The sequence below is a fragment of the Bradyrhizobium sp. SZCCHNR3119 genome, assembly GCF_032487775.1.
Lineage (GTDB): Bacteria > Pseudomonadota > Alphaproteobacteria > Rhizobiales > Xanthobacteraceae > Bradyrhizobium.
Genome location: NZ_JAUEUV010000001.1, coordinates 5660574 through 5686525, shown reverse-complemented (window position 1 = coordinate 5686525; position 25952 = coordinate 5660574). Strand labels below are relative to the sequence as shown.

Here is a 25952-nt window from a genome sequence, read left to right as displayed (position 1 = left end):
GCTCCGTTCAGGCGGAAGCTAAGCGATCAGTGAATCTCCGCCGAGCGCTTCAGCGCCTGCTTGAGCTTCTCGAGCGAGAAGTCTGCAGCGCGCGCGATCTCCAGGATTGGCGTTTCGCGGCGCGCGCACAGCTCCGCCGCTTCCGGCAGTTTCTCTGCGATTTCGGATGGAATGACGATCGCACCGTGGCGATCAGCGTGGATCAGATCGTCCGACCGCACGGTCATGCCGGCGACGCGGACCTCGCCGCCGAAGCTCTCGGCGTGGACCCAGGCATGCGACGGACCGATCGAGCCGGCCAAGGCCTGAAAACCCGGCGCCCATTGCGGGATGTCGCGGATCGAGCCGTCGGTGACGACGCCGAGGCAGCCGAGTGCCTTGTGGACGGCGCTCTGCACCTCGCCCCAGAAGGCGCCGTAGCCGACATCCGGACCATCGATATCCTGAATCACGCAGATCCGCGGACCGAATCCGGTGCCGACATATTCGTAATAGGCGGTGCGGCGTCGGGCCTGCTCTTCCACGGAGATTCCAGGCTTCACCACCGAGCGAATGGTCACGGTGCGCGCATAGCCGACCATCGGCGGTAAATCCGGAAACGGGCAGACCAAAGGCTTGGTGGTGTAGCCGATCAGCCGCCGCTCGGGCGCTACGATCTCCATCGCGTTGCAGATCGTGGGGGTGTCGTAGCGCGTCAGCGCCTCGAGCACGGAAGGATCGAGCGGGGCGGCAGAACTGGTCACGGGCGTTTTCTCCGGGCTGGCGGGCGGCATTCGAGGCCGCCCTTCGAGCCGGTATAGACGACGCCAGCACATGGGCAAAGCGGCGGGCGCGCATACGCGCCCGAGTTCATTTGCAGGAGTTTAGTGCAGGAGTTCAGTGCAGCCGTTCCGGCGGCTGCTCCTCGTCGCCGCCATGGCTCAGCGGAGCCTGGAACGAGGTTGCAGGCGCGGCCGGCGCATTCGCCGCGGCCGCCGCGCCGACCGCCGCGGAATGCCGTATGGCCTGCTCGCGATACGATCGCCAGCCGAGGGGCAGGCTCAGCAGGTACAGGATCGAGCCGGCCGACAGGATCTGCCAGGGATAGACCACCAGCAACGCCACGAAGAAGACCACCCCTACAAAGACCACCAGCACCAATTCCGGCGGCACCCGCATCCGTATGGTCTTTCCAGAGAACACCGGCAGCCGCGACACCATCAAAAATGCGATCAACAGCGTATAGAACGCCGTCAGCAGCGCCGGCGGCTTCGGTGTGCCGAGGAAGGCCAGATAGATCGGCAGCAGCACGGTGATCGCGCCAGCCGGCGCCGGCACGCCGGTGAAGAAGTTCGCCGCAAAGGGCGGCTTGTTGGGATCGTCCAAGGTGGCATTGAAGCGCGCCAACCGCAGGCTCATGCTGATGGCAAAGACCATCGCGGCGATCCAGCCACTATCGTGCAATTCGTTCAACTGCCAGAAATAAAGCATCAGACCGGGCGCGACGCCGAAATTCACGAAATCGGCCAGGCTGTCGAGTTCGGCACCGAATTTGGACTGCCCTTTGATCAGCCGCGCGATCCGTCCGTCGATACCGTCGAGCGCGGCCGCAAAGACGATCGCGGCGACCGCGAGCTCCATCCGCCCTTCGGTCGACAGCCGGATGGCCGTGAGCCCGGCACAGATCGCCAGCAACGTGATCATGTTGGGGACGAGCATCCGCACCGGGATCGGCCGAAACCGGCGGCGGCGGATGTCGGAAGCGTTCGGATCGTAGGTCATGACAGGGCCATATAGCTCACCGGTCGCTGCGGCGCCATTGCCGCGATCCCGGAGCCTCCCAAGCCAATACGTCGTTCTCGCGGCTCAGGGGTTCAAGCGGTCCGGAAACTGAGCCCGGAGTTCACCTCATTGAAATCGGCCAGAATGGTCTCGCCCGCGATCGCGGTCTGCCCTTCCGCAACCAGCGCCGTGGTCCCCTCCGGCAGATAGACGTCGAGCCGCGAGCCGAAGCGGATCAGGCCGAAGCGCTCGCCTGCCCCGACGGTCTGGCCCTCGCGCACGAAAGAGACGATCCGGCGGGCGACGAGGCCCGCGATCTGCACCACGCCGACGCGGCCATGGGGCGTCGTGATCAGAAGCGAGTTGCGCTCATTGTCCTCGCTCGCCTTGTCGAGCTCGGCATTGATGAAGGCGCCCGGGCGGTAGGCGATCCGGTCGATCCGGCCCGCGATCGGGCTCCGGTTCACATGGACGTTGAACACGCTCATGAAGATCGAGATGCGCGGCAGCGGCTGGTCGCCGAGCCCGAGTTCGGCGGGCGGCAGCGCACGTGTGATCATCGAGATGCGACCGTCCGCGGGCGCCACGACCAGGCCGTCGCGCTGCGGAGTGACCCGGATCGGGTCGCGAAAGAACAGTGCGCACCAGACCGTGAGCACGGTGGCGATCCAGCCCAGCGGCGTCCAGATCCAGAACAGGATCAGACTGACCAGCGCGAAGCCTCCGATGAACGGATAGCCCTCGGGATGGATCGGCGGGATCTGGGCACGAATGGAATTGCTGATCGACATGGCCTGTTTCGTTGGCTGTTGTCCCTGTCTGCCTATTGATGCAGGCAGGGAAGGTCAAAATGAATCATTTGGAAGGCGGCGATTATTCGGCCGCCGTTGCGAGCGGGTCATTCGGCAGCGGCGGCCGGCTTTCGGAGGCATCGCGATCGTCATCGACTTGTGCGAGCCGTTCGCGCGCAGCCTCGGCCTCGCGCTGCCGATTCCACATGCTGGCATAGAGGCCGCCCAGGGCCAGCAGCTCGCCATGGGTGCCGCGCTCGGCGATGCGCCCCTGGTCGATCACGATGATCTCGTCCGCAGCGACAATGGTCGAAAGCCGATGCGCGATCACCAATGAGGTACGGTTGCGCGACACGCGCTCGAGCGCCTCCTGGATCTCGTGCTCGGTATGACTGTCGAGCGCCGAGGTGGCCTCGTCCAGCACCAGGATCGGCGGTCCCTTCAGCACCGTGCGTGCAATCGCCACGCGCTGCTTCTCGCCGCCGGAGAGTTTCAAGCCGCGCTCGCCGACCTGGGCGTCGTAGCCCTTCGGCGCCATCCGGATGAAGCTGTCGATCTGCGCCAGCCGTGCCGCCTCTTCGACCTCGGCGTCGCTGGCATCCCATCGGCCATAGCGGATGTTGTAGCGGATGGTATCGTTGAACAGCACGGTATCCTGCGGCACCATGCCGATCTTGTCCCGCAGCGAGGCCTGGGTCACCCGGCGGATATCCTGGCCGTCGATCAGGATACGGCCGCCCGAAACATCGTAGAGCCGGAATAGAAGCCGGGAGATGGTCGATTTGCCGGCACCGGAGGGACCGACGATCGCGACCGTCTTGCCGGCCGGTACATCAAAGCTCAGGCCTTTGAGGATCGGCCGCTCCGGCTCGTAGGCGAAGCGCACATCCTCGAACCGGACGTGACCCGACGTCACGACCAGCGGCTTGGCGCCGGGCGCATCCTTGACCTCCGCATCGCGCGACAGCACGCCGAACATCATTTCGATATCGATGATCGCCTGCTTGATCTCGCGATAGACCATGCCCATGAAGTTCAGCGGCTGATAGAGCTGGATCAGCATGCTGTTGATCAGGACGAAATCGCCGACCGTGTTGCGGCCCTCGCGAACGCCATAGGCACACATCAACATCGCCGCCGTGAGGCCGATCGTGAAAATAACGGCCTGCCCCGCATTGAGCACGGCCAGCGAGGTATAGGTCTTCACGCTGGCCCGCTCGTAGCGCTCCATCGAGCGGTCGTAGCGCTGGGCCTCCCGCGCCTCGGCGCCGAAATATTTCACCGTCTCGTAGTTCAACAGCGAGTCGATCGCCTTGGTGTTCGCTTCGGTGTCCGAATCGTTCATCCGGCGCCGGATCTCGATGCGCCACTCGGTGGCAATGTAGGTGTAGTACAGATAGGCCCCGACCATCGCCAGCGTCACGAGCACATAACGCCAGTCGAATTGCCAGAGCAGGACGGCGCTCAGCAGCGAGACCTCGACAATGGTCGGGATCAGCTGCAGGATCACCATGCGGACGATGGTCTCGATCGCGTTGCGGCCGCGCTCCAGCACCCGCGTCAGCCCGCCGGTCTTGCGCTCCAGATGGAAGCGCAGCGACAATTCGTGCATGTGGACGAAGGTGATGGTGGCGAGCTTGCGTACCGCATGCATCGCCACCCGTGCGAAGATACCGTCGCGCCACTGCGTCAGCACCGCCATCAGGATGCGCATGGCGCCGTAGCTTGCGGCCATGATCAGCGGCGAGGCAACCAGCCAGGCCGTCCAGTTCGACGGTGCAATCGGCGCAGTGTCGGCGCCGGTCAGCGCGTCGATCGCCCATTTGAAGGTGAAGGGCACCGCCAAGGTCGCGAGCTTCGCTGCGAGCAGCAGCACCACCGACCATGCCACCCGCCGCTTCAGGTCGACGCGATCGCCCGGCCAGATATACGGCCACAAATGCCTCAGGGTTCCGGCAAGCGTCCCCTGCTCCAGAGGAGCGCGCGCGGGCTGCGGCGCGTCACCGGTATGCGGAGGCAAGTCAGACGGAGCCATCAAGAAACCTGGAACAGCGTGGATCGTGGGATGTTGTGATGCGACGTAGTGCTGCCGTCATATAGAGCGTCTGATCGGCGCCTGCACCCTCGCGCGGAGTAAATCTGTCGCGGCGGCGCAGTATTTGCGCGGCGTTCGCGGATCGCATTTGCTGCTAGACTTTGCTCGAGCTGGCGCAAATGCGAATCAACTGCCACTCCCGTCTTGACGCCTCTATGCTGCAATGCCAAACATTTAAGATGACCGAAATCCGCACCGTCTGTGTCTATTGCGGCTCCGGCCCGGGCACCCATCCCAGTTTCATCGAGTCCGCAAAGGCCCTCGGCAAGATCTTCGCCGAGAACGGGGTTCGGCTCGTTTATGGCGGCGGATCGGTCGGCATGATGGGCGCGGTCGCCAGATCCGTGCTCGACCATGGCGGCAACGTCACCGGCATTATCCCGGACTTCCTGGTCAAGAAGGAAGTGATGATGCCGCTCAAGGATCTCATCATCACGCCCGACATGCATGAGCGCAAGCGGCTGATGTTCGAGCACTCGGACGCCTTCGTGGCGCTGCCTGGCGGCGTCGGGACGCTGGAAGAGCTGGTGGAGCAGCTGACCTGGAAACAGCTCGGTCGCCATCAGAAGCCGATCCTGCTCGCCAATATCGAGGGGTTCTGGGAACCGCTGTTTGCGCTGCTCGCGCATATGGGCGAGACCGAGTTCATCCGCCCAGGCTTCTCCATCGACCTTCTGAAGGCCGAGCGCGTCGAGGACATCCTGCCGCGCCTGCAGGCGGCGGCCGCGCGCGTCGCCAAGGAAGCCACCCAGATGGAGCCGGAGATCGCCAAGCGGCTCTGAGGCTTGGGGGCTTACTCCGAGGGAAATGTGACGGCTTCGATGCGGTTGCCATCGGGGTCGAGAATGAACGCCGCGTAGTAGCGCACGCGATCGTGCGGCCGCAGACCCGGCGCGCCATCGGATGCGCCGCCGGCCTCGAGCGCGGCGGCATGGAATGCATCGACCTCGGCGGTGGTCTTGGCGCGCAGGCAGATGTGCGTGCCGCTCTCGGCGCCGACGCGCGGCATGCCGGCACGGAGATTGATCCAGAATTCCGGGTAAGCCTTGCCGAAACCGACCGTCGCGGGACGGCTGACCAGGCGCGCCAGCCCGAGGGCGGCCAGTGTCGCTTCATAGAAGCGCGCAGCGCGGTCGAGATCGCTGACACCGACAGAGACGTGGTCGATCATGGTGGTCCCCTCTTCCCTCCGTCATTGCGAGCGAAGCAAAGCAATCCAGACTGCCTCCATTGTACCAGCCTGGATTGCTTCGGCGCTTCGCGCCTCGCAATGACGAATACCCTCACCCCGGCGCGCCCGATTTCACCAGCTTGTAGAATACCGAGTCCATCAGCGCCTGGAACGAGGCGTCGATGATATTGGGCGACACGCCGACCGTGGTCCAGCGCTCGCCCTGCTCGTCCTCGCTCTCGATCAGGACCCGGGTGACCGCCTCGGTGCCGCCATTGAGGATACGCACGCGATAGTCGATCAGCTTCAATCCTTCGATGTAGCGCTGATACTTGCCGAGGTCCTTGCGCAGCGCGACGTCGAGCGCATTCACCGGGCCATTTCCCTCCGCGGCCGAGATCAGCCGCTCGCCGGCGACATCCACCTTCACGACCGCCAGCGCCACCGTCACGCGCTCGCCCCGCGCGTTGTAGCGCTGCTCGACATTGACGTCGAACTGCTCGACCCGGAAATATTCGGGCACGCTGCCGAGCGTGCGGCGCGCCAGCAGCTCGAACGAGGCGTTGGCGGACTCATAGGCATAGCCGGCCGCCTCGCGCTCCTTCAACTCCTCGACCAGCCGCGTCAGCTTGGGATCGCTTTTCGAAAACGGGATGCCGGCACGATCCAGCGTCGCGATCACGTTGGAGCGCCCGGCCTGGTCCGAGACCAGCACCTTGCGGTGATTGCCGACGCTTTCGGGCAGCACATGTTCGTAGGTCTGCGGATCCTTCAGCACGGCTGAGGCGTGGATGCCGGTCTTGGTGACGAAGGCGCTCTCGCCGACGTAAGGCGCATGCCGGTTCGGCACACGGTTGAGCATGTCGTCCAGTGTGCGTGATGCCTTCATCAGACCCGCGAGCTGCTGGTCGGACACGCCGATCTCGAAACGGTCGGCAAAATCGCGTTTCAGCTTCAAGGTCGGGATCAGCGAACAGAGATTGGCATTGCCGCAGCGTTCGCCGAGGCCGTTCAGCGTGCCCTGGATCTGCCGCGCCCCGGCGCGCACCGCGGCGAGCGAATTGGCCACGGCCTGCTCGGTGTCGTTATGGGCGTGGATGCCGACGTGATCGCCGGGGACGTGTCTGACCACCTCGCCGACGATCGCCTCGATCTCATGCGGCATGGTGCCGCCATTGGTGTCGCACAGCACCACCCAGCGCGCGCCGGCGTCATAGGCGGCCTTCGCGCAAGCCAGCGCAAACTCCGCATTCTCCTTGTAGCCGTCGAAGAAATGCTCGCAATCGAGCATCACCTCGCGCCCCGCGGCTTTGGCCGCGCTCACGCTGTCGCGGATCGAGGCAAGGTTCTCTTCATTGGTGGTCTCGAGCGCGACCCTGACCTGGTAGGCGGAGGATTTGGCGACGAAGCAGATCGCATCCGCCTTGGCGTCCAGCAGCGCGACGACACCGGGGTCGTTCGAGACCGAGCGGCCGGCACGCCGGGTCATGCCGAAGGCGGTGAAGCGGGCGTGACCGAGCTTCGGCTTCTCGGCAAAGAATTCGGTGTCGAGCGGGTTGGCGCCGGGATAGCCGCCCTCGACATAGTCGATGCCGAGATCGTCCAGCAGGCGCGCGATCACCTGCTTGTCGGCGAGCGTGAAATCCACACCGTTGGTCTGCGCGCCGTCGCGCAAGGTGGTGTCGAATAGATAGAGCCGTTCCCTGTTCATGGCTGCGCTCCCGAGCCGCCGAGCTCTTTCTTCATGGTGGTGTTGGCAAGCCATTCGCCGTTGATCGTCACGCTGTTGCGTTGTTGCGCCGCGTAGCCGCGCTTCTTGAAGAAATCGATCGCGGTATCGCTGGCATCGACGGAGATGGTCTTGGTGCCGCGAGCGCCGGCGAGCTTCTCCAGGGCGTCACAGAGCAGCGTACCGACGCCCTGCCCGGCCACGCTCGGATGCACATAGAGCATGTCGACATGGTCGTTCCCCTTGAGAGCGGCGAAGCCGACCGGCGAGCCCTGCATCGTCGCGATCAAGGTCAGCTCGGAAGCAAGCTTCTTGCCGAAGGCCGCTTCATTGTCAGCCACGGAAGCCCAGGCCTCCTGCTGGTCCTCGCTGTAATCGTCGCCTGTCAGCTCCTGGATCGCGGCGACAAAGATCGTGGCGAGCATGGGCGTATCGGCGGCGAGAAAGGGCCGCAGCGCTGCCTTCGGTAGAGCCTGTCCCATATCCTCACCACAAGCCGTAAAGTTTCGTCACCAGCGCCACCGCGCCCGCGATCAGCGCCAGCTTCAGCAGGATGTAGTACAGCCAATGCCGCGGAAAAGGCGTGTCGGGCCGGCTCATCGCGCGATCTCCCAGGTTGTGACCGGCTTTCCGTCCGGCCCCTTGCCGTCCTTCAGCACCACGCCCATCGCCGCAAGCTCGTCACGGATGCGGTCGGATTCCTTGAAGTCCTTGCGGGCGCGCGCAGCGGTGCGTGCCGCGATCAGGCCATCGACCTGTGCGGCGTCAATGCCACTCGCCTGCTGCTTGCGGGCGTCCCATTGCGCCACACTCTCAGACAGGAATCCGAGCAATCGCAGCGAACCCGCGAAGGTCGCGCGATCGTCCTCATGACCCACGGCAGCCTGGCCGCGCAATCCGTGGAGCAAAGCGATCGTCTGCGGCGTATTGAGATCATCGCATAACGCCTCAATGACTGCATCGGCCGGGCGTCCGCCGGGAACATCGCCTGCGATGCGATACCAATCATCGAGCGCCTTCGCACTCTCCTCCAGCCCCTTCAGCGTCCAGTCGATCGGCGACCGGTAATGCGTCTTCAGCATGTTGAGACGCAGGACCTCGCCCGGCCAATCAGCGAGCAGTTCGCGAATGGTCACGAAGTTGCCGAGGCTCTTCGACATCTTCTCGCCCTCGACCTGCAGGAAGCCGTTGTGCATCCAGACGTTCGCCATGCGCGACGTGTGGAAGGCACAGCAGCTCTGCGCGACCTCGTTCTCGTGATGCGGAAAGACGAGATCGATGCCGCCGCCATGGATGTCGAAGGTCTCGCCGAGATGCTTCCACGACATCGCCGAGCATTCGATGTGCCAGCCGGGCCGCCCCTCGACCTTGATGCCGGCCGGCGACGGCCAGGACGGCTCGCCCGGCTTGGATGGCTTCCACAGCACGAAATCCGTGGCGTCGCGCTTGTAGGGTGCGACGTCGACGCGGGCGCCGGCGATCATCTCGTCGAGCGAACGGTTCGCAAGCGCGCCATAGCGCGGCAGCACCGAATTCGCCGCGTTCATCGCTCCCGGCGAGAACAGGACGTGGTCCTGTTCGACATAGGCAAAGCCGCCGGCGACCAGCTTCTCGATGATGGCGCGCATCTCGGCGATATGTTCGGTCGCGCGCGGCTCGATCGTCGGGCGCAAGCAGCCGAGCGCATCGACGTCGTCATGGAACTGCTGCTCGGTCAATTCCGTGACCTTGCGGATCGCCTCGTTCAGCGGCAGGCCGGGATAGTCACGCGCGGCGCGGTCGTTGATCTTGTCGTCGACATCCGTGATATTACGGACATAGGTGACGTGATCGGCCCCATAGCGATGCCGCAGCAGCCGGAACAGCACATCGAAGACGATGACCGGCCGCGCATTGCCGATATGGGCGAAGTCATAGACCGTCGGCCCGCAGACATACATGCGGACGTTGTTCGGATCGAGCGGCACGAAGCTGCGCTTCTCCCGCGACGAAGTATCGTACAGACGCAATTCCATCGACCCGTTCCCAGAAGCCTCGGTCTGCGACGCAATCGCGACAGCGATGGTCGGACCACAGGCGTTAGCTGACCCCTGACCTGCCCCTTGCCCTCGCCACGGGCTCGGCCGGATGCGACCGCGCATGGCGCAAAACAACAAAAGCCCGACCTACCGGCCGGGCGTCCTGATCATCTCTGTTGAGAATAGACAGCCTCAGCCAGCGAATCGCTAGCGCGTAATCTCGCGGCAAATGCAGCAAATGGCGAGGAGGCCGTTCATGGAAATCACCATGGGCTACGCGGGTGTTGCCGTCAAGGGCCGCAAATCGGCCACCTTCGCCGCCCAAATGCTCGCGCCCCGCCGCCTGGTTAATCATTGTTAACCCCTTCGATCTACAGTTGCGGGCATTCTCCCAACGCTTGGTGCACCATGCGATTCCTCTCGACTGCGCTCGCCTGTGTCCTCGTCGTTGCCGCAACCATAGCCCACGCGGAAAGCCGCATCTTCATCATCGCCAACGAAGCCGACGGCTACGGCGTCGACCAGTGCCTGGCGAAGGGCGACAAATGCGGCGCGCCTGCGGCCCGTTCCTATTGCCAATCACGTGATTTTGCACAGGCCTCCTCCTATCGCCGGGTCGACCCGGACGAGATCACCGGATCGGTGCCAAAACCGGCTGCAAACTGCCCCCGTGGGGCCTGCGGCGAGTATGTCGCGATCACCTGCCAGCGCTGAGCTGCAGGGAACAAGCGGTTCCCGCCACGGCAGCGCCTCGGAAACGGCGTGACGCTGCCGAACAAAGCGGCTATGGGAAGCCGGTCTCGCCGCGATTTTTCCGCGTTCTGTGCTTACTCCCGCGGCACCCATAGACCGGAATACCGCATCTTGATCGCTTCCTCTTCTTCGCGCCTGCTCGCCTGCGCCACGCTGCTTGGATTGGTTCTGATCGGCTCCGACGCCCTCGCCCAGTCCGCGCCCGAACCCTACCCGCAGAGTCCGGGACAGCCCCCCGCGCAGCCGGCGGTGAATCCGATCTGCCCGCGGCTCGAAGCGCAGCTGGCCTCGATCGATCGCGGCGGAGGCGATCCCGGCAAGGAGGAGCAGATCCGCCGCTACCAGGAGGCGGCCGCCAAGCAGCAGGCCGAGCTCGACCGCGTCACCATGCAGGCCAAGCGGATGGGCTGCGAGAGCACGGGCTTCTTCTCGCTGTTCAACGGCCGTTCCGCCGAATGCAGCCCGGTCAACACCCAGATCCAGCAGATGCGGTCCAATCTCGACCAGATCACCGGCAGCCTCGAGCGCCTGCGCGGCGGCGGTTTCGGCGGCGGTTCGGATCGCGACAATCAGCGCCGCTCCGTGCTGGTCGCGCTCGGCCAGAACAATTGCGGCCCGCAGTATCAGCAATACGCCAATGCCGCCCGCGGCAGCAGCGGACCCGGCAACTTCCTGACCAACCTGTTCGGCGGCGGTGGCGACATCAACGCCAATCCCGCCGCCTCCCTGCCGCCGCCGAGCGCGGATCTCGCCGCGCCCACCGGCACCTACCGCACCGTCTGCGTGCGCAGCTGCGACGGCGCCTATTTCCCAATCTCGTTCGCCACCGTGCCGGGGCGCTTTGGCGATGACGAGCGGGCCTGCAAGGCGCAATGCCCGGCCGCTGACGCCACGCTGTTCACCTATCGCAATCCGGGCGAGGACATGAACCAGGCGGTGTCGATCAACGGCCAGCCCTATACGTCGCTGCAAAACGCGTTCAAATATCGCACCGAGTTCAATCCCACCTGCTCCTGCAAGGCCCCGGGCCAGACCTGGGCGGACGCGCTGAAGTCCATCGATGACAAGGCTGCGGCCGAGCAGCAGGGTGACATCATCGTCACCGAAGAGAGCGCCAAACGGATGCAGCAGCAGCGCCAGACCACCAAACCCAACCCGGCAGGGGCCAGGAAGGGCGCCGTGCCTGCTCCGGCCGACACCGTGACCTCGCCCGCTGCAACGCCCGACACCACCGCAACAGGTGCGGACAACAAGCAGATCCGTACCGTCGGCCCGACCTTCATCCCGGCGCGCTGAGCGGCGGCTTCGCCGGAGCGAAATATTCGGGGGCCTCATGGTTCGAGACGCGCGGCTTCGCCGCGCCCTCACCATGAGGGTCTCCGATTTTACGGCGAAATGCCCCCTCGTCCTGAGGAGCTCGCCGGAGGCGAGCGTCTCGAAGGACGGCCGCGCGGGCGAGATTATCAGCCAAATTGTGTGCGATGGCCCTGCCGCAGAGAGTAGATGCGACTGAATTGTCGCCAGGGATTCGAATGAGCCAAACCGCAACGGTTATCGCTCAACCTTCGAACGCGTCGATCGAGGCGCGGCCGCCGCGCGAGACCAACGCCTCATCCGCGGACGGCGCCGCTTCCGCCGTGTCGCGAAAGCGGTTGGTGATGGGGTAGCGGCGGTCGCGACCGAAATTGCGGCTCGAGACCTTCACACCCGGCGCGGCCTGCCGGCGCTTGTATTCGGCCCTCGCGAGCAACTGGTCGATCCGCACCACGGTGTCGCGATCGAAGCCGGCGGCGACGATCTCGGCCAGCGGCTGCTCCTTCTCCACCAGCCGTTCAAGGATGGCATCCAGCACATCGTAAGGCGGCAGCGCGTCCTGATCGGTCTGGTTCTCACGCAGCTCCGCGCTCGGCGGCCGCGTGATGATACGTTCGGGAATCACCGCGCCTGCCGGCCCCAGCGCCCCCTCCGGCTTCCAGCCGTTGCGCAAGGCGGCGAGGCGAAACACCGCGGTCTTGGTGATGTCCTTGATCGGATTGAAGCCGCCATTCATGTCGCCATAGAGCGTGGCGTAGCCGACCGACATCTCGGACTTGTTGCCGGTCGTCACCAGCATCGCCCCTCGCTTGTTCGAGAGCGCCATCAGGATGGTGCCGCGGGTGCGCGCCTGCAGGTTCTCCTCGGTGACATCGGGCGAAAGACCGGCGAACGCACCCGACAGGATCTTTTCAAAGCCTTCGACGGCCTCCGCGATCGGCAGCACCTCGTAGCCGATGCCGAGATTGGCCGCGAGCACCGCGGCGTCGTCTTGCGAGATTTGCGCCGTGTAGCGATAGGGCAGCATCACGCCGCGCACGCGATCTGCACCGAGCGCATCGACGGCCATCACGGCGCAGAGCGCGGAATCGATCCCGCCGGAGATGCCGAGCAGCACCTCGGCAAAGCCGTTCTTGCTGACATAGTCGCGCAGGCCAAGCACGCAGGCAGCGTAATCGGCCTCGTCGCCTTCGGGCAGACTGGCAACCGGTCCTGCGCAATGCCAGGTGTCCCCGTCCCTGGTCCAGGTCAGGGTCGTGATGCTTTCAGCGAAGGCAGGCAGTTGCGCCGCGACCGATAGGTCCGCGTTCAGCACGAACGAGGCGCCGTCGAACACCAACTCGTCCTGCCCGCCGACCTGGTTGAGATAGACCAGCGGCAGGCTGCTCTCGGTGACGCGGGCCACCGCGACCGAGAGCCGCAGATCGTTCTTGTCGCGGCTATAAGGCGAGCCGTTCGGGACCACGACGATCTCGGCACCGGTCTCGGCCAGGGTCTCGACGACGTTTTCGTAGTCCTCCGACTCCTCGAGCCAGATGTCTTCGCAGATCGGCACACCGATGCGCACGCCACGCACGCTGACTGGACCGGCCGCAGGTCCTCGCGCGAACAGCCTCGCCTCGTCGAACACCCCGTAATTCGGCAAGTTCGCCTTGAAGCGCAGGGCGGCAATCCGCCCGTCAGCGAGCAGTGCGCAGGCATTGTAGAGCCTGCCCTCCTCCACCCAGGGCGTGCCGATCAGCATCGCCGGACCGCCATCGGCGGTCTCCCGTGCCAGGTTCTCGATTGCTGCACGACAGGCCGCTGGGAATGCCGGCTTTGCCACCAGATCCTCCGGCGGATAGCCCGCGATGAACAGCTCCGGCAGCACCATGAGGTCGCTGCTATCAGCCGCAGCTTTCACACGCGCCGCGCGCGCCTTGGCAGCATTGCCCGCGATGTCTCCGACAGTCGGATTGAGCTGCGCCAGCGTGATCCTGAAACTGTCCGCCGGTGCGCTCATGGGATCGTCACCTCAGAGAATGCCGAACCGCTCGGCGAGCGCGAACAGCCAAAAGCTGCCGGCCATCAACAGCGCGACGCCCACCGCAGCCGAGCCGAGATCCTTGACCCGACCGATCTGCAGGTCATGGTCGGTGGTCAGGCGGTCGGCAAGCTTTTCGATCGCGGTGTTCAAGAGCTCGACCACCAGCACCAGCATGACCGTGCAGAACAGCTCGACCGAGCGCATCGGCGTCGCGCCGATCACGTAAGCGAGCGGCAGCGCCAGCAGGAGCGCGACAACCTCCTCGCGCACCGCCTGCTCGGAGCGGACCGCGAACATCAGCCCATTGCGCGAGTTGAGCGTCGCGCGCCAAAGTCGCAGCACGCTACAATCCCGCAACCGCCGGCATCGGCGCGGCCTTGCCGCCGCGCTGCTGCTTCAACAATTCGGCGATCAGGAACGCCATGTCGATCGACTGTTCGGCATTGAGGCGCGGATCGCACACCGTGTGATAGCGGTCGTTGAGATCCTCGTCGGTGATGGCCCGGGCACCGCCGATGCATTCAGTGACGTCCTTGCCGGTCATCTCCAGATGGATGCCGCCGGCATGGGTCCCCTCCGCCGCATGGATCGCGAAGAACGCCCTCACCTCGGACACGATGCGGTCGAACGGCCGCGTCTTGTAGCCTGAGGTCGAGGTGATGGTGTTGCCATGCATCGGGTCGCACGACCACACCACCTTGCGCCCCTCGCGCTTGATGGCGCGGATCAGCCCCGGCAAGTGGTCGCCGACCTTGTCGGCGCCGAAACGGTTGATCAGGGTCAGCCGCCCCGGCTCGTTGTCCGGGTTGAGCACGTCGAACAGCTTCAACAGCTCATCCGGCTTCAGCGACGGGCCGCATTTCAGCCCGATCGGGTTCTTGATGCCACGGAAATACTCGATGTGGGCGTGGTCGAGCTGGCGGGTGCGGTCGCCGATCCAGATGAAATGGCCCGAGGTCGCGTACCAGTCGCCGGTGGTGGAATCGACCCGGGTGAAGGCCTGCTCGTAGCCGAGCAGCAGCGCCTCGTGGCTGGTGTAGAAATCGGTGGCGCGCAGCTCCGGATGGCTCTCCAGATCGAGGCCGCAGGCGCGCATGAAGTTCAGCGCCTCCGAGATGCGATCCGCGAGCTCCTTGTAGCGGCGGGACTGCGGGCTATCCTCGACGAATCCCAGCATCCATTGATGCACGCTGCCGAGATTGGCGAAGCCGCCGGTGGCGAACGCGCGCAACAGATTCAAAGTCGCGGCCGACTGCCGGTAGGCGTCGAGCTGGCGCTGCGGATCGGGGGTACGCGCCTGCCGCGTGAAGGCGATGTCGTTGACGATGTCGCCGCGATAGCTCGGCAACTCGACGCCGCCCATCTTTTCGGTCGGCGAGGAGCGCGGCTTTGCGAACTGGCCGGCGATGCGCCCGACCTTCACGACCGGCACCGCGCCGGCATAGGTCAACACGACCGCCATCTGCAGCAGCACGCGGAAGAAGTCGCGGATGTTGTTGGCGCCGTGCTCGGCAAAGCTCTCGGCGCAATCGCCGCCTTGCAGCAGGAAGGCCTCGCCGGCAGCCACCCGCGCCAGCGCCTTCTTCAAATTACGGGCCTCGCCGGCGAACACCAGCGGCGGGAACGTGGCGAGCTGCGCCTCGACCTCGGCCAGGGCCTTTTTGTCAGGATAGACCGGCATTTGCTGGACCGGCTTGGAACGCCAGCTCTCCGGGGTCCACCGCTCGGACATCGCCTTCCACTCCTTCAAGCAAAAACCGCAGGTTTTCCGTCACTTGCGGAGGCCGCCTTATACACAGCCCGCCCCTGAACTGCCACTTGGATTTAGGTGATCAGGGCAAAGCATTGCAACAGAAGGCGTATTCCATTCTGCTCCCTAGCGAGAGGAGCTGGAGTTGAGCTTGCAGCCGATCTTCGTCCTCACGAGCGCACGCGATACTGCGCCTCGTGCTGCGCAAGGCCCCCGACGAACCGCTCGCTGTGCCGCCGCTGCCGGCTCATTTGAGCAGCCAAGCGAACGCGTTGCGGAGAACCGCGGCACCGTTGGTCTCGTGCCACTTGCCGTGCGCGATGACGATCCGCTCTGGATGCCACGCGATCATGGTCTCGACCGCGGCGCGCAGTTGCGCGCGGTGCCGCCACGTGAAGGTCAGACCCAGGTCGCGCGGCAACCCACCATAAGGCGGCTTCACGCCGCCGATCCAGGTCAGATAGGTCATCCATCCGCGGCCGACCTTGGCCGGCTCGAAATTCTCGATCAGGTCGGTCAGGATCAGCGTGCGCGATGCGAGATGAAAGAACTCGACCTCGGTCATGTAGCTGCCGACGACCGGCAGCGTGGCGATCTCCTCGTCCCACGGGTACCCATCGGCATGATAGAGCGGCAGGCTAGCAAAGCTGATCCGGCGCTCCGTCTGCTTGTCCGCCTGCTCGCGAATGCGCGGCGCCAGATAGACCAGCGCGTCGGGAAAGGCGGCGTGCCATTCCGGAAGCCACCAATAGTGGATGCGGTTGGGGCCGATGAGAAAGCGCACCCGGCCTTCGCGTTCGATCTGTGCGCGCAAGTCCGGCGTGAGCGGCGTCGGCGAATGCACGAACAATCCGCCTGACACCAGGCGGATCACCGTCATTCGGGTCGGAAATGGAAGTTTCAGCCCGGGAGGTCCGAACCGGATGGTCGGACCGTCCACGATCCAGATGCCGTCGGCGATCGGCTTCAAGGTGTTCAGCGGCGGATAGGTCTCCGTCGACGCGCTGTGCGCCATCCCAAGCTCTCCTGCCCCCCCTGCTGCACCGGCTCAAGCGCCGGCGCAGACGGCGGTTCCGAGGCATGGTGCCAGGCGGATGCCGTCAGGTCTCCCCGCTTGACGTTCTCATAACTCTCTGGTTATACATCAATCCATAATCAATGAGTTATTGATCAGATGTCGAACAGCCCCGACCTCCTGTTCAGGACGCTCGCCGATCCAACCCGGCGCGCCATCTTCGAGCGCCTGTGCCGCCAGGGCGAGCAGACCGTCGGGGCGTTGACCGCTTCGGCCGGTGTCTCGCAGCCCGCGGTTTCCAAGCATCTCGCGATCCTGAAGCAGGCTGGACTGGTGAACGATCGCCACGAAGGCCGCCAGACGCATTACAGCGCGCAGCTCCGCGCGTTGAGGCCGCTGATCGACTGGACCCAGCGGATGACCGGCTTCTGGGAGAGCCGGTTCGACGACCTCGAAAATCTACTCAGGAGGATGGACCAATGACCGATACCGCGACCGATACACGCACCGTTATCGTCGAACGGGATTTTCAGCATCCGCCCGAAAAGATCTGGCGCGCGCTCACCCAGCCGCATCTGATCGCGGAGTGGCTGATGAAGAACGACTTCCAGCCGGTCGCGAACCATCGCTTCACGCTGAGTGCGGACTGGGGCGCCGTCGCTTGCCAGGTGACGACCATCGAGCCGAACAGGACGCTGTCCTACACCTGGGCGGCGCTTGGCCTCGATAGCGTCGTCACCTGGACGCTCACGCCGACGCCTGCGGGCACTCGTCTGCGCATAGAGCAAACGGGCTTCCGGTCCGATCAGCGGCAGGCCTATCACGGCGCCCGCCATGGCTGGCCGAAGTTCTTCGACAATCTGGAGCAAGTGCTGGCGCGGGAGGACTGAGTGGCCACAAACGATCGCCCACTGACTGCAATCGGTTACGAGGAGAAGCTCGAGTTCAGCTGGAGCCGTTGGATGAGGCAGGGCCACCGCTGGATCTCGATCGCCTTCGTCGTTGCCGTCATCATCAACATCATTGCTCAGATGCAGGGGCAGGCAGCAGTGTGGATCGGCCTCCTGGCATTGATCCCGCTGGTCCTGCTGCTGCTGACCGGCCTTTACCTCTTTGCCTCGCCATACACGACAGCGCGGCGCGCGGGACGCATCGGCTGATGGGAGCACGAGCGATGACGGGCACACCATCCAAGGCCGCCAAGAAAGCCGCAAAGGCAACCACCGACGACTCCCCTGCCCGGATGATCGACGCGCGCATCGCAGAGCTCGACGACTGGCGCGGCGAGAGGCTGGCGCGGATCCGAGCCCTGATCAAAGAAGCCGATCCAGATGTCGTCGAGGAATGGAAGTGGCGCGGCGTTCCCGTATGGTCGCATGGCGGGATCATCTGCACCGGCGAGACCTACAAGTCGGTGGTGAAGCTGACCTTCGCCAAGGGCGCCGCGCTGGACGATCCGTCAGGCCTGTTCAATGCAAGCCTCGACGGCAACGTCAGGCGTGCGATCGATGTTCGTGAAGGCGACAAGATCGATGAAAAAGCGTTCAAAGCCCTCATCCGCGCCGCGGTGAAGCTGAACACGTCGAAGACCAAGCGCTGAGCCTACGCGACAGTCCGGCAGACTGCAGCCTCAACACGATGCATCCAATGTCCCTCGACCTCATTGAAGTGAGAGCTAAAATTCGGTTGCTGCCAAGTGCGGAGAGCGGCCGGACCCAACCTGTACGCGGCAGCTACCGCCCGAACCACAATTTCTCCGGCGCGGACAATCGCGATATGACCGTCGGAGTCATCGACCTGCCCGAAGGTATGGACCTGCATCCAGGCGAAAGCATCGACCTGCTCGTCAAGTTTCTGAACTGGCCGGGTCTCGACAGTCAGATCTATCCCGGGCGTGAGTGGCGCATCCAGGAAGGCTCAAAGCTGGTAGGTATCGGGACGATCATTGAGATAATGGGTACCGACCCGCGAAGTCGGTAGTTCTCGCTTGGCCCGATGCAGAGGCGAGCCCTACTCCGCCGCCTGCCTCACATGCCGCTCGGTCACTGTGCGCATCGTCACCAGCTCTTCGGCGGCGGTCGGATGCAGCGCGATGGTGGCGTCGAAATCGGCCTTGGTCGCCTTCATCTTCACCGCGATCGCGATCGCCTGGGTGAGCTCGGCGGCCATGTCGCCGACGATGTGGCAGCCGAGCACGCGATCGGTCGCCCCGTCGACGACGAGCTTCATCAGCACGCGGGTGTCGCGGCCGGAGAGTGTCGCCTTGATCGGCCGGAAATTGGTCTTGTAGATGTCGACGCGGTCGTAGAGCTCGCGCGCCTGGGTTTCGGTCAGGCCGACGGTGCCGACCTCGGGCTGGCAGAACACCGCGGTCGGAATGTTGTCGTGGTCGACCCGCACCGTCTTGTTGCCGAAGACGGTGTCGGCAAAAGCGTGGCCTTCGCGGATCGCGACCGGCGTCAGGTTGAAGCGATGGGTGACGTCGCCGATCGCATAGATGCTCGGCACCGAGCTCTTCGAGAAATGATCCACCGCGATGCCGCCGTTCACCGGATTGATGGCGACCCCGGCCTTCTCCAGGCCGAGATTGGCGACGTTCGGATGGCGGCCGATCGCGAACATCACCTTGTCGGAGGCGATGCTCGATCCGCTCGACAGATGGGTGGTGTAATCAGCGCCGTGCTTCTCGACCTTGGTGACCGTGCAGCCGGTCAGGATGGTGATGCCTTCCTTCTCCATCTCGGCGCGGACATGCTTGCGGACGTCCTCATCGAAACCGCGCAGGATGTTGTCGCCGCGATAGACGACGGTCACGTCGGAGCCGAAATTGGCGAAGATGCAGGCGAATTCCAGCGCGATATAGCCGCCGCCCTGAATGACGATCCGGCGCGGCAGCTCGTCGAAATGGAACGCCTCGTTGGAGGAGACGACGTGCTCGATGCCGGGGATCTCCGCGCCGTGATTGGGCGCGCCGCCGGTCGCGATCAGGATATATTTGGCGCGGACCTTCTCACCGGTCGTCAGGCGGACCGTGTGAGCGTCTTCCAGCACCGCGCGGGTCTTGACGATGCGGGCGCCCGACTTCTCGACATTGGCGGTGTAGGCCGCCTCGAGCCGCGCGATCTCCTTGTCCTTGTTGGCGATCAGCGTCTTCCAGTCGAAGGTCGCTTCCGGAATGGTCCAGCCGAAGCCGGCCGCATCCGCAATCTCCTGGCGGACATGGGAGCCGATCACGAACAGCTTCTTCGGCACGCAGCCGCGGATCACGCAGGTGCCGCCCATTCGGTATTCTTCGGCGACCATCACCCGCGCGCCATAGCCGGCGGCGATGCGGGCGGCGCGTACGCCACCCGACCCGCCGCCGATCACGAACAGGTCGACGTCAAATTCAGCCATCTCGCCCTCGACCTGTTCGCGCAGCGATCAGATCTGCTTGCCGCGCTTCTTCATCTCGGCGCGGAATTGCGCGGTGACCGTATCCTCGAAAGTGGCCGCCCACTGGTTCATCGCCATCATGCTCAATTGGATAGCCTTGGGCTCGTTCGCAAGCAGCTTCTGGCCGAGCGGCGATTTGTAGAAGGTGACGAGATCCTTCATCTCCTGGTCGGAGAACTCGTTGCAGTAGATCTGCGCCATCTGCTCGCCGATCTCCTTCTCCTTGCCGGCGAAGGCCTGCGCCACCACCACGGCAACTTCGTCCAGGTCCTTCTGATAGTTCAGGTTGGACTGGATCAGGGTCTGCTTGGCGCGCTGCACGATGCCGGGAACCGCGTTGGCGTACATGGCGGACGCATTCTTCATCGCCAGAATCTCGCGCGCCGACGCCATGCAGGCGGGCGAAGCCGGCTTGAGCGCCGGCGGTTGCCCCTGCTGCTGCGCGGCGGCTGGGCCCGTCAAGGCCATGGCCAGAACAAAGCCGGCCGCCGGCAAGATTCCGAAAACGCTCTTCATTCCTCGTCTCCTGTGAGATTGCGGCCCCAGTGCAGGTTCAACTTGCACTAGGGCCGCTCGATAACGCGAATTCCTTGCGCGCCAGCCAGGATCGCCGTGCTGGCCAGACCGATGAACAGCCCGTGCTCGACCACACCCGGTATTGCGCTCAAAAAGCCCGCCAGACGCGGCGCATCCTGGATTTCGCCCAGGCGGACATCGACAATCCAGTGGCCGCCATCGGTGACGAAAACGTGGCCATCGCTGGCCTTGCGCAGCACCATCTGGCCCGACACGCCACTCCTTACGAAGGCATCGGCCATCGCGCGCTGCGTGGCCGCCAGCCCGAAGGGAATCACCTCGACGGGAAGCGGGTATAGGCCGAGACAATCGACCCACTTGCTCTCGTCGGCGATCACGATCATGCGATCCGACGCAGATGCGACGATCTTCTCGCGCAATAGCGCCCCGCCCCCGCCCTTGATCAGGTCGAGCGACGGATTGATCTCATCGGCGCCATCGACGGTGAGGTCGAGCCGGTCGATCTCGTCCAGCGTGGTCAGCGGCACGCCCGCAGCCGCGGCCTGCGCGCGCGTGGTCTCGGAGGTCGGTACGCCGACGACCTTCAGCCCGGCGCGCACCTTCTCGCCCAACAATTCGACGAAATGCTTGGCAGTCGAGCCGGTGCCGAGCCCGAGCTTCATGCCGTCGCGCACATGATCCAGCGCGCGCGCCGCCGCCTGTCGTTTCAAGCCGTCGATATCCACCCGCGAGATCCCACCCTTCGCCAAAATCGGGCGCATATCTAGCGATCTTTTGCCGCGGGCGATAGCGCTTGACCGACCCGAAGCCGGACAAAAATCCGCCGCCCGCCCCTTGCGCACGGACGGTCCGACCGGTAGCGGATCGGCCATGGCACATGCTCGCACCATCGTCTTCGATCTCGACGGCACGCTCGTCGATACCGCACCGGACCTGATCAGCGCGCTCAATTACGTGCTGGAGCGCGAAGGCCTGCCGGCGCTGCCCTTGGCCTCGGCGCGCAACATGATCGGCGCCGGCGCACGCAAGCTGCTCGAGCGCGGGTTGGAGGCCGAGGGCCGGATCGTCGGGCCTGAGGAGATGAACCGCCTCACCGCCGACTTCATCGACTATTATGGCGAGAATATCGCGGTGGCCTCCCGCCCTTTCGAGGGGCTGGAAATGGCGCTCGACGCGCTCGCCGAACGCGGTTGCCAATTCGCGGTGTGCACCAACAAGCTGGAATGGCTCTCCAAGCGGCTGCTTGACCAGCTCGGACTGTCGTCCCGGTTCGCGGCGATCTGCGGTGCCGACACCTTTGGCGTCGCCAAGCCCGATCCGGCGATCCTGCGCCAGACCATTGCGCGTGCCGGCGGCGACATCGGCGCGGCGGTCATGGTGGGGGATGCGGGAACCGATGTCGGCGCCGCGCGGCGCGCTGGCGTGCCCGTCATCGGCTGCACCTTCGGCTATACCGACGTACCGATCGCCGAGCTCAATCCGGACCAGCTGATCGATCACATGAGGGACCTGCCGGCCGCGGTGGAGGCGCTACGACCGGTTCAGAATGGCACCTAATCAGCTGAATATACTCTATAAACCGCCAAAGATTCCACCTTTAACCATCTGTTCATAATGGGATTGAGGCTGTTGCGCCACAGTGCGGACACTCCTATGGTCGCGCCGGGGATTGCGGCGGTTGGCCGCAGGTAGACCGGGCGGACAGATGATGCGGCGGGCGATCGCGATTGCATGTGCGGGATTCAGCCTTGCCGGCTGCTCCTCGTTTTCCATGGATATGTTGAAATCGGCGCCGCCCGAAGTCCCGGTGCAGCTCGAATCGACCCCGCCCGGCGCCGAGGCCAAGACGTCGCTCGGACCGAGCTGCAAGACGCCCTGCTCGGTGCAGGTCGCGGCGCCGGATTCCGGCTTCTCCGTCACCTTCAACCTCGACAAATTCCAGCCCGAGACCGTGCAGGTCCAGGTGATCCGCAACAGCGGCGCCTTCAACACCTCGCCTCCGGTGGTCCTGGATCCCAACCCGGTCACTGCGGAGCTGCAGCCGGCAGCGCCTGCCCCGAAGGCGAAGCGGATGCGGCCGAAGCGGATAAAGAAGCCGGCAGCGGCTGCCCCGGCCAATGCCGCTGCGCCTGCTGCAGCGCAACGCTGATCCGGCCGCGGCCGGTCCTCCGAACAACGGCTTGCGTCACCGATTGTGACACGGCGCGATCGTGACTAGATTGGGTGACGATCTCGTTTTGCCGTCGCTCGCACGGCTGCCCCGTGGCAATGTTGCCACCGCAAGGCCCCCCATGACCGTTGCTTCGCTGACCGATACCAACGCGCTGACGCGCCCCATGACCGACCCGTTCGGGCGGACCATCAGCTATTTGCGCGTGTCCGTCACCGATCGCTGCGACCTGCGCTGCTTCTATTGCATGTCGGAAGACATGACATTCCTGCCCAAGGCCGATCTTCTGACATTGGAGGAGCTCGACCGGCTGTGCTCGGCCTTCATCCACAAGGGTGTGCGCAAGCTGCGGCTCACCGGCGGCGAGCCCTTGGTGCGGCGCAACGTGATGGGGCTGGTGCGTTCGCTGTCGCGGCATCTGAAGAGCGGCGCGCTCGATGAGCTGACGATGACCACCAATGCGACCCAGCTCGCCAAATATGCCGCCGAGCTCGCCGATTGCGGCGTGCGTCGCATCAACGTCTCGCTCGATACGCTGGACCCGCAGAAATTCCGCACCATCACCCGCTGGGGCGATCTCGACCGCGTGCTCGCCGGCATCGAGGCCGCGCGTGCCGCAGGGCTTCGGGTGAAGATCAACGCGGTCGCGCTGAAGAACATGAACGAGGACGAGATCCCGGCGCTGATCGAATGGGCCCATGGCAAGGGCATGGCGCTGACGCTGATCGAGGTGATGCCGATGGGCGAGATCGGTGCCGGCCGCATCGATCAATATCTGCCGCTCTCGCTGGTGCGCTCACGGCTTGCCCAGCAGTTCACCCTGACCGATCTCGACACCACCACCGGCGGACCCGCGCGCTATGCAGAGGTCGCCGAGACCGGCGGAGTGCTCGGCTTCATCACCCCGATGACGCATAATTTCTGCGAGGCCTGCAACCGCGTCCGCATCACCTGCACCGGCACGCTGCACACCTGCCTCGGCCATGAGGACGCCTCCGACCTGCGCAAGCCATTGCGGGCCTCCGCAAGCGACGAACTCCTGAGCGAAGCGATCGACGTTGCGATCGGGCTGAAGCCCAAGGGTCACGACTTCATCATCGACCGCCGCCACAACCGCCCCAGCGTCAGCCGCCACATGAGCGTGACGGGCGGCTAGCCCGTATGATCAAAAGCGGCCCCGCTCTCTCCGTCGTCATTCCGCGGCGCCGCATAAGCGGCGAGCCCGGCGACTGTCTTAGCTGTCAAGCGATTGCTGGGTATATCGGGTGTTGTTTTTGACCATGGTGTTTGCGGTGACCAACAGCTTTCGGGCGATGGCAATGAGGGCGAGCTTGGCGGGCTTGCCCTGTTCTCGCAGGGCTTGGTAGGCGGCTTTCATTCGGGGATTGTGACGGCTGGCGACGAGGGCGGCCATGTAGAGCGCCGTGCGCACGCAAGGGCGGCCGCCCGAGATGGCGGCACGGGGCGGCGCATTGCCGGACTGGCTGACATGCGGCGCGAGGCCGGCCAGGCTGGCGACAGCCTTGCGATCGACGCGGCCAATCTCAGGCAGTTCGGTGATCAGCACAGTGGCCACGCGCTCGCCGATCCCGGGGATCGAGGTGAGGATCTCGAAGCTGCAGGCAAGCTGCGGATCGGCGGCGATCCGGCGGTCGAGTTCGGTCTCGATCTGGCGGCACTGGGTCGTCAGAACAGAGATGGTGGCACGGTGATTGTCCAATAGGAGTGGCTCGGCGGTTTGTTTCAGCCGTGTCTTCTCCATGGCGATCATTTCCGTGAGCTGGCGACGACGTGTGGTGAGGGCCTTGAGCGTCAGCTGCTCGGCGGATGGCAATGGGCGAATGGCGTCGGTCATGGCGAGAGCGAAGCGCGCAATCAGCCGCGCGTCCAGCCTGTCGGTCTTGGCACGGCGCCCTTCAAACTCACGGAATGCCTTGATGCGGCGCGGATTGACGAGACCGACCTCGAACCCGGCCGCGCCGAGAGCGCTGACGAGTTGCCGGGCATAGGGGCCGATCGCCTCCAGCACGACACGGCCGACGCCGGCCTGGGTCAACCGCTCGACCACGGCGGCGACGCCTTCGGCAGCGTTGGCAACCCGGAAAGTCTTGCCCGAGGGAGCAAGGCCGACATCAAGAAAGCGCTGACCGACATCGATGCCGGCCGCGAGCGCAAGAGACTGAGCTGTCATGGGGATCAGACCTGTATGCGAGCTACCGGAAATCGGCGCTCATGCGACTGTTCGATCAGACAAGGCAAGCGGAGACGCCCAAGCCGGGTTACGGTCGCCGAGGCAACCGGGAATCCAACGAGCTGTCTCTACCCGCCGCCACTATGACAGTGACACCCGGTCAGATACAGGAATCCATTCTTCGTGATCATCGGAATTCAGTAGTCGGATGGGGTGAGCGCGGAGATACCCATCAGCTCGACCATCGATGTGTGATTGGCTTCGCGACGCTCAACCCGTCCAACGAATTCCAACTAATTTATGCGCTCGCACAGCCACGCCTCGGCGCGATAGGGAAAGCTGATCTCTTCCTCGCGCAGCGCCGGGAAGAGATCGCGCAGCCCCCGCAGCCGCGCCTCGACCGCGCGCTTCTCGTCGTCCGGCAGCGCCGCGATGAAGCTCACCGACATGGTGCGATCGATCACGACCTGATCGAACGTGCCGACATGGCTGTTGGCGAACACGCTGCACCGAAGCGGGCTGAAGAGATCCTGCTGGTCGAACGGCTCGCGCCAGCGGCCGGTGTAGTGGCGCGGGGCATCGCCCTCATACGGCGTGATGATGGCGGTGATGGCTGCGACCCAATCGACGGACTCCTCGCGCACGTTCCAGACCAGGCCAAGCCTCCCGCCCGGACGCAGCACGCGGTGGATCTCCTGCAAGGCGCGGCCGTTCGCGAACCAATGAAAGGCCTGGGCGCAGGCCACGGCATCGAGCGACTGGTCGTCGAGCGGCATGCTCTCCGCTGTGCCGGCCAGGGCTCGGACGTCAGGACTGGAGAGCGCCAGCCGCTCGCGCATGGCATCGACCGGCTCGACCGCGACCACGTCGGCACCGGTGCGCGCCAGCAGGCGGGTGAACTTGCCGGTGCCGGCGCCGAGATCGACCACCTGCGCGCGGGGCTTGGCCCCCAGGCTGTCGCTCAGCCAGCCGAGCAGCCCGCCCGGATACTCCGGCCGGCCGCGCTCGTAGTTCGCCGATTCCTTGGAAAATCCCTGTCGTGCCGCTTCATGAACAGCCATCGGACCTCCTGCACTGCCGCAACGTGCGCCGCGATGCGCACACGGCCGGCACACTACCGTCCGGACCAAGAACCGCAACGACGACCGGTGCGAGAGCAGGCATGCAGGCCATGGGCCGCTCGGGCGTCCGAAGAT

The 25952-nt window shown here is 64.8% G+C and carries 28 protein-coding genes; 11 read left to right on the top strand and 17 right to left on the bottom strand.

All coding sequences use genetic code 11. The features are described from left to right. Window positions 1-26: 26 nt before the first annotated feature. The 4 genes from QX034_RS26215 to QX034_RS26200 all read right to left on the bottom strand — a co-directional run bounded on the left by QX034_RS26215 (window position 27) and on the right by QX034_RS26200 (window position 4587). Entirely contained in the window at window positions 27-773 is a 747-nt protein-coding gene (locus tag QX034_RS26215; protein ID WP_409977518.1) for an RraA family protein, read from the bottom strand. A gap of 103 nt (window positions 774-876) precedes the next feature. Then, a complete protein-coding gene (locus QX034_RS26210; RefSeq protein WP_315705232.1) occupies window positions 877-1761 on the bottom strand; it encodes a phosphatidylcholine/phosphatidylserine synthase in 885 nt (294 codons plus the stop codon). Between the two features lie 92 nt (window positions 1762-1853). After that, complete coding sequence (locus tag QX034_RS26205) at window positions 1854-2552, bottom strand: phosphatidylserine decarboxylase (RefSeq protein ID WP_315705231.1); 699 nt, start codon at window positions 2550-2552, stop codon at window positions 1854-1856. Window positions 2553-2634: 82 nt separating this feature from the next. Beyond that, window positions 2635-4587 carry an ABC transporter ATP-binding protein/permease gene (locus QX034_RS26200; RefSeq protein WP_315705230.1) on the bottom strand — a complete coding sequence of 651 codons (1953 nt, stop codon included), beginning with the start codon at window positions 4585-4587 and terminating at the stop codon, window positions 2635-2637. 239 nt (window positions 4588-4826) lie between these two features. On the opposite strand from QX034_RS26200, the gene QX034_RS26195 reads away from it, so the two are divergent. After that, complete coding sequence (locus QX034_RS26195) at window positions 4827-5429, top strand: TIGR00730 family Rossman fold protein (RefSeq protein WP_315705229.1); 603 nt, start codon at window positions 4827-4829, stop codon at window positions 5427-5429. Between the two features lie 11 nt (window positions 5430-5440). Here the strand turns inward: QX034_RS26195 and QX034_RS26190 are convergent, their stop codons facing one another. From QX034_RS26190 to cysS, 4 genes are all read right to left on the bottom strand, one after another. After that, entirely contained in the window at window positions 5441-5818 is a 378-nt protein-coding gene (locus QX034_RS26190; RefSeq protein ID WP_315705228.1) for a VOC family protein, read from the bottom strand. Window positions 5819-5930: 112 nt separating this feature from the next. Beyond that, window positions 5931-7529, bottom strand: a complete 1599-nt coding sequence (gene cimA / locus QX034_RS26185) for a citramalate synthase (RefSeq protein ID WP_315729717.1) — start codon at window positions 7527-7529, stop codon at window positions 5931-5933. Beyond that, window positions 7526-8029: a GNAT family N-acetyltransferase gene (locus tag QX034_RS26180; protein WP_315729718.1), complete on the bottom strand. Its 504-nt coding sequence runs from the start codon at window positions 8027-8029 to the stop codon at window positions 7526-7528. The genes cimA and QX034_RS26180 overlap by 4 nt, the downstream gene beginning before the upstream one ends. Window positions 8030-8143: 114 nt before the next feature. Next, window positions 8144-9562 carry a cysteine--tRNA ligase gene (gene cysS, locus QX034_RS26175; protein WP_315729719.1) on the bottom strand — a complete coding sequence of 473 codons (1419 nt, stop codon included), beginning with the start codon at window positions 9560-9562 and terminating at the stop codon, window positions 8144-8146. 411 nt (window positions 9563-9973) lie between these two features. Between cysS and QX034_RS26170 the strand changes: the two genes are divergently transcribed. Both QX034_RS26170 and QX034_RS26165 read left to right on the top strand, forming a co-directional pair. Further along, on the top strand, window positions 9974-10279 hold the full coding sequence (locus QX034_RS26170; protein WP_315705225.1) for a hypothetical protein: 306 nt from the start codon (window positions 9974-9976) through the stop codon (window positions 10277-10279). 150 nt (window positions 10280-10429) lie between these two features. After that, complete coding sequence (locus tag QX034_RS26165; protein ID WP_315705224.1) at window positions 10430-11614, top strand: DUF2865 domain-containing protein; 1185 nt, start codon at window positions 10430-10432, stop codon at window positions 11612-11614. A gap of 262 nt (window positions 11615-11876) precedes the next feature. Here the strand turns inward: QX034_RS26165 and QX034_RS26160 are convergent, their stop codons facing one another. The 4 genes from QX034_RS26160 to QX034_RS26145 all read right to left on the bottom strand — a co-directional run bounded on the left by QX034_RS26160 (window position 11877) and on the right by QX034_RS26145 (window position 16423). Then, the gene (locus QX034_RS26160; protein ID WP_315705223.1) at window positions 11877-13634 is read right to left on the bottom strand and encodes an NAD+ synthase; all 1758 of its coding nucleotides are present in this window, start codon (window positions 13632-13634) and stop codon (window positions 11877-11879) included. Window positions 13635-13646: 12 nt separating this feature from the next. Further along, window positions 13647-14000: a diacylglycerol kinase gene (locus QX034_RS26155; RefSeq protein WP_315705222.1), complete on the bottom strand. Its 354-nt coding sequence runs from the start codon at window positions 13998-14000 to the stop codon at window positions 13647-13649. A 1-nt stretch (window position 14001) separates the two neighbouring features. After that, a complete protein-coding gene (locus tag QX034_RS26150) occupies window positions 14002-15390 on the bottom strand; it encodes a class II 3-deoxy-7-phosphoheptulonate synthase (protein ID WP_315705221.1) in 1389 nt (462 codons plus the stop codon). Window positions 15391-15655: 265 nt separating this feature from the next. Further along, the gene (locus QX034_RS26145) at window positions 15656-16423 is read right to left on the bottom strand and encodes a DUF4336 domain-containing protein (protein ID WP_315705220.1); all 768 of its coding nucleotides are present in this window, start codon (window positions 16421-16423) and stop codon (window positions 15656-15658) included. Between the two features lie 159 nt (window positions 16424-16582). Between QX034_RS26145 and QX034_RS26140 the strand changes: the two genes are divergently transcribed. The 5 genes from QX034_RS26140 (at window position 16583) to QX034_RS26120 (ending at window position 18403) form a co-directional block, all read left to right on the top strand. After that, window positions 16583-16906 carry a metalloregulator ArsR/SmtB family transcription factor gene (locus QX034_RS26140; protein WP_315705219.1) on the top strand — a complete coding sequence of 108 codons (324 nt, stop codon included), beginning with the start codon at window positions 16583-16585 and terminating at the stop codon, window positions 16904-16906. Continuing rightward, complete coding sequence (locus QX034_RS26135; RefSeq protein ID WP_315705218.1) at window positions 16903-17313, top strand: SRPBCC domain-containing protein; 411 nt, start codon at window positions 16903-16905, stop codon at window positions 17311-17313. The genes QX034_RS26140 and QX034_RS26135 overlap by 4 nt, the downstream gene beginning before the upstream one ends. A 72-nt stretch (window positions 17314-17385) precedes the next feature. Next, window positions 17386-17583: a hypothetical protein gene (locus QX034_RS26130; protein WP_315705475.1), complete on the top strand. Its 198-nt coding sequence runs from the start codon at window positions 17386-17388 to the stop codon at window positions 17581-17583. Between the two features lie 14 nt (window positions 17584-17597). After that, a complete protein-coding gene (locus tag QX034_RS26125) occupies window positions 17598-18023 on the top strand; it encodes a DUF1801 domain-containing protein (protein WP_315705217.1) in 426 nt (141 codons plus the stop codon). Between the two features lie 47 nt (window positions 18024-18070). Then, entirely contained in the window at window positions 18071-18403 is a 333-nt protein-coding gene (locus tag QX034_RS26120) for a hypothetical protein (protein ID WP_315705216.1), read from the top strand. Between the two features lie 30 nt (window positions 18404-18433). Here QX034_RS26120 and gor read toward each other — a convergent pair whose 3' ends face one another. Genes gor through rpiA form a run of 3 tightly spaced genes read right to left on the bottom strand, consistent with a single transcriptional unit; the run spans window position 18434 to window position 21120 of the window. Then, on the bottom strand, window positions 18434-19819 hold the full coding sequence (gene gor / locus QX034_RS26115; protein WP_315705215.1) for a glutathione-disulfide reductase: 1386 nt from the start codon (window positions 19817-19819) through the stop codon (window positions 18434-18436). Window positions 19820-19846: 27 nt separating this feature from the next. Beyond that, window positions 19847-20374 carry a DUF2059 domain-containing protein gene (locus tag QX034_RS26110; RefSeq protein WP_315705214.1) on the bottom strand — a complete coding sequence of 176 codons (528 nt, stop codon included), beginning with the start codon at window positions 20372-20374 and terminating at the stop codon, window positions 19847-19849. Between the two features lie 47 nt (window positions 20375-20421). Then, window positions 20422-21120, bottom strand: coding sequence for a ribose-5-phosphate isomerase RpiA (gene rpiA, locus QX034_RS26105; RefSeq protein ID WP_315705474.1), 699 nt, complete (start codon window positions 21118-21120; stop codon window positions 20422-20424). Window positions 21121-21265: 145 nt separating this feature from the next. On the opposite strand from rpiA, the gene gph reads away from it, so the two are divergent. The 3 genes from gph (at window position 21266) to moaA (ending at window position 23721) form a co-directional block, all read left to right on the top strand. Continuing rightward, window positions 21266-21952, top strand: a complete 687-nt coding sequence (gph, locus tag QX034_RS26100) for a phosphoglycolate phosphatase (RefSeq protein WP_315705213.1) — start codon at window positions 21266-21268, stop codon at window positions 21950-21952. A 151-nt stretch (window positions 21953-22103) separates the two neighbouring features. Then, entirely contained in the window at window positions 22104-22544 is a 441-nt protein-coding gene (locus tag QX034_RS26095; RefSeq protein WP_315705473.1) for a hypothetical protein, read from the top strand. A 142-nt stretch (window positions 22545-22686) separates the two neighbouring features. Then, window positions 22687-23721: a GTP 3',8-cyclase MoaA gene (gene moaA / locus QX034_RS26090; RefSeq protein ID WP_315705212.1), complete on the top strand. Its 1035-nt coding sequence runs from the start codon at window positions 22687-22689 to the stop codon at window positions 23719-23721. Window positions 23722-23799: 78 nt separating this feature from the next. Here the strand turns inward: moaA and QX034_RS26085 are convergent, their stop codons facing one another. Then, window positions 23800-24756, bottom strand: a complete 957-nt coding sequence (locus tag QX034_RS26085) for an IS110 family transposase (RefSeq protein ID WP_315701447.1) — start codon at window positions 24754-24756, stop codon at window positions 23800-23802. Window positions 24757-25049: 293 nt separating this feature from the next. Beyond that, window positions 25050-25817: a class I SAM-dependent methyltransferase gene (locus QX034_RS26080; protein ID WP_316196003.1), complete on the bottom strand. Its 768-nt coding sequence runs from the start codon at window positions 25815-25817 to the stop codon at window positions 25050-25052. Window positions 25818-25952: the final 135 nt, after the last annotated feature.

Coding starts and splice junctions, on each gene's coding strand:
- gor (WP_315705215.1), bottom strand. CDS start 19,819: ATGGCTGAATTTGACGTCGACCTGTTCGTGATCGGCGGCGGGTCGGGT.
- QX034_RS26135 (WP_315705218.1), top strand. CDS start 16,903: ATGACCGATACCGCGACCGATACACGCACCGTTATCGTCGAACGGGAT.
- gph (WP_315705213.1), top strand. CDS start 21,266: ATGGCACATGCTCGCACCATCGTCTTCGATCTCGACGGCACGCTCGTC.
- moaA (WP_315705212.1), top strand. CDS start 22,687: ATGACCGTTGCTTCGCTGACCGATACCAACGCGCTGACGCGCCCCATG.
- QX034_RS26120 (WP_315705216.1), top strand. CDS start 18,071: ATGTCCCTCGACCTCATTGAAGTGAGAGCTAAAATTCGGTTGCTGCCA.
- QX034_RS26145 (WP_315705220.1), bottom strand. CDS start 16,423: ATGGCGCACAGCGCGTCGACGGAGACCTATCCGCCGCTGAACACCTTG.
- QX034_RS26205 (WP_315705231.1), bottom strand. CDS start 2,552: ATGTCGATCAGCAATTCCATTCGTGCCCAGATCCCGCCGATCCATCCC.
- QX034_RS26150 (WP_315705221.1), bottom strand. CDS start 15,390: ATGTCCGAGCGGTGGACCCCGGAGAGCTGGCGTTCCAAGCCGGTCCAG.
- QX034_RS26130 (WP_315705475.1), top strand. CDS start 17,386: ATGAGGCAGGGCCACCGCTGGATCTCGATCGCCTTCGTCGTTGCCGTC.
- cimA (WP_315729717.1), bottom strand. CDS start 7,529: ATGAACAGGGAACGGCTCTATCTATTCGACACCACCTTGCGCGACGGC.
- cysS (WP_315729719.1), bottom strand. CDS start 9,562: ATGGAATTGCGTCTGTACGATACTTCGTCGCGGGAGAAGCGCAGCTTC.
- QX034_RS26190 (WP_315705228.1), bottom strand. CDS start 5,818: ATGATCGACCACGTCTCTGTCGGTGTCAGCGATCTCGACCGCGCTGCG.
- QX034_RS26080 (WP_316196003.1), bottom strand. CDS start 25,817: ATGGCTGTTCATGAAGCGGCACGACAGGGATTTTCCAAGGAATCGGCG.
- QX034_RS26160 (WP_315705223.1), bottom strand. CDS start 13,634: ATGAGCGCACCGGCGGACAGTTTCAGGATCACGCTGGCGCAGCTCAAT.
- QX034_RS26140 (WP_315705219.1), top strand. CDS start 16,583: ATGTCGAACAGCCCCGACCTCCTGTTCAGGACGCTCGCCGATCCAACC.
- QX034_RS26095 (WP_315705473.1), top strand. CDS start 22,104: ATGCGGCGGGCGATCGCGATTGCATGTGCGGGATTCAGCCTTGCCGGC.
- QX034_RS26170 (WP_315705225.1), top strand. CDS start 9,974: ATGCGATTCCTCTCGACTGCGCTCGCCTGTGTCCTCGTCGTTGCCGCA.
- QX034_RS26210 (WP_315705232.1), bottom strand. CDS start 1,761: ATGACCTACGATCCGAACGCTTCCGACATCCGCCGCCGCCGGTTTCGG.
- QX034_RS26125 (WP_315705217.1), top strand. CDS start 17,598: ATGACGGGCACACCATCCAAGGCCGCCAAGAAAGCCGCAAAGGCAACC.
- QX034_RS26200 (WP_315705230.1), bottom strand. CDS start 4,587: ATGGCTCCGTCTGACTTGCCTCCGCATACCGGTGACGCGCCGCAGCCC.
- QX034_RS26195 (WP_315705229.1), top strand. CDS start 4,827: ATGACCGAAATCCGCACCGTCTGTGTCTATTGCGGCTCCGGCCCGGGC.
- QX034_RS26110 (WP_315705214.1), bottom strand. CDS start 20,374: ATGAAGAGCGTTTTCGGAATCTTGCCGGCGGCCGGCTTTGTTCTGGCC.
- QX034_RS26215 (WP_409977518.1), bottom strand. CDS start 773: ATGCCGCCCGCCAGCCCGGAGAAAACGCCCGTGACCAGTTCTGCCGCC.
- QX034_RS26180 (WP_315729718.1), bottom strand. CDS start 8,029: ATGGGACAGGCTCTACCGAAGGCAGCGCTGCGGCCCTTTCTCGCCGCC.
- QX034_RS26085 (WP_315701447.1), bottom strand. CDS start 24,756: ATGACAGCTCAGTCTCTTGCGCTCGCGGCCGGCATCGATGTCGGTCAG.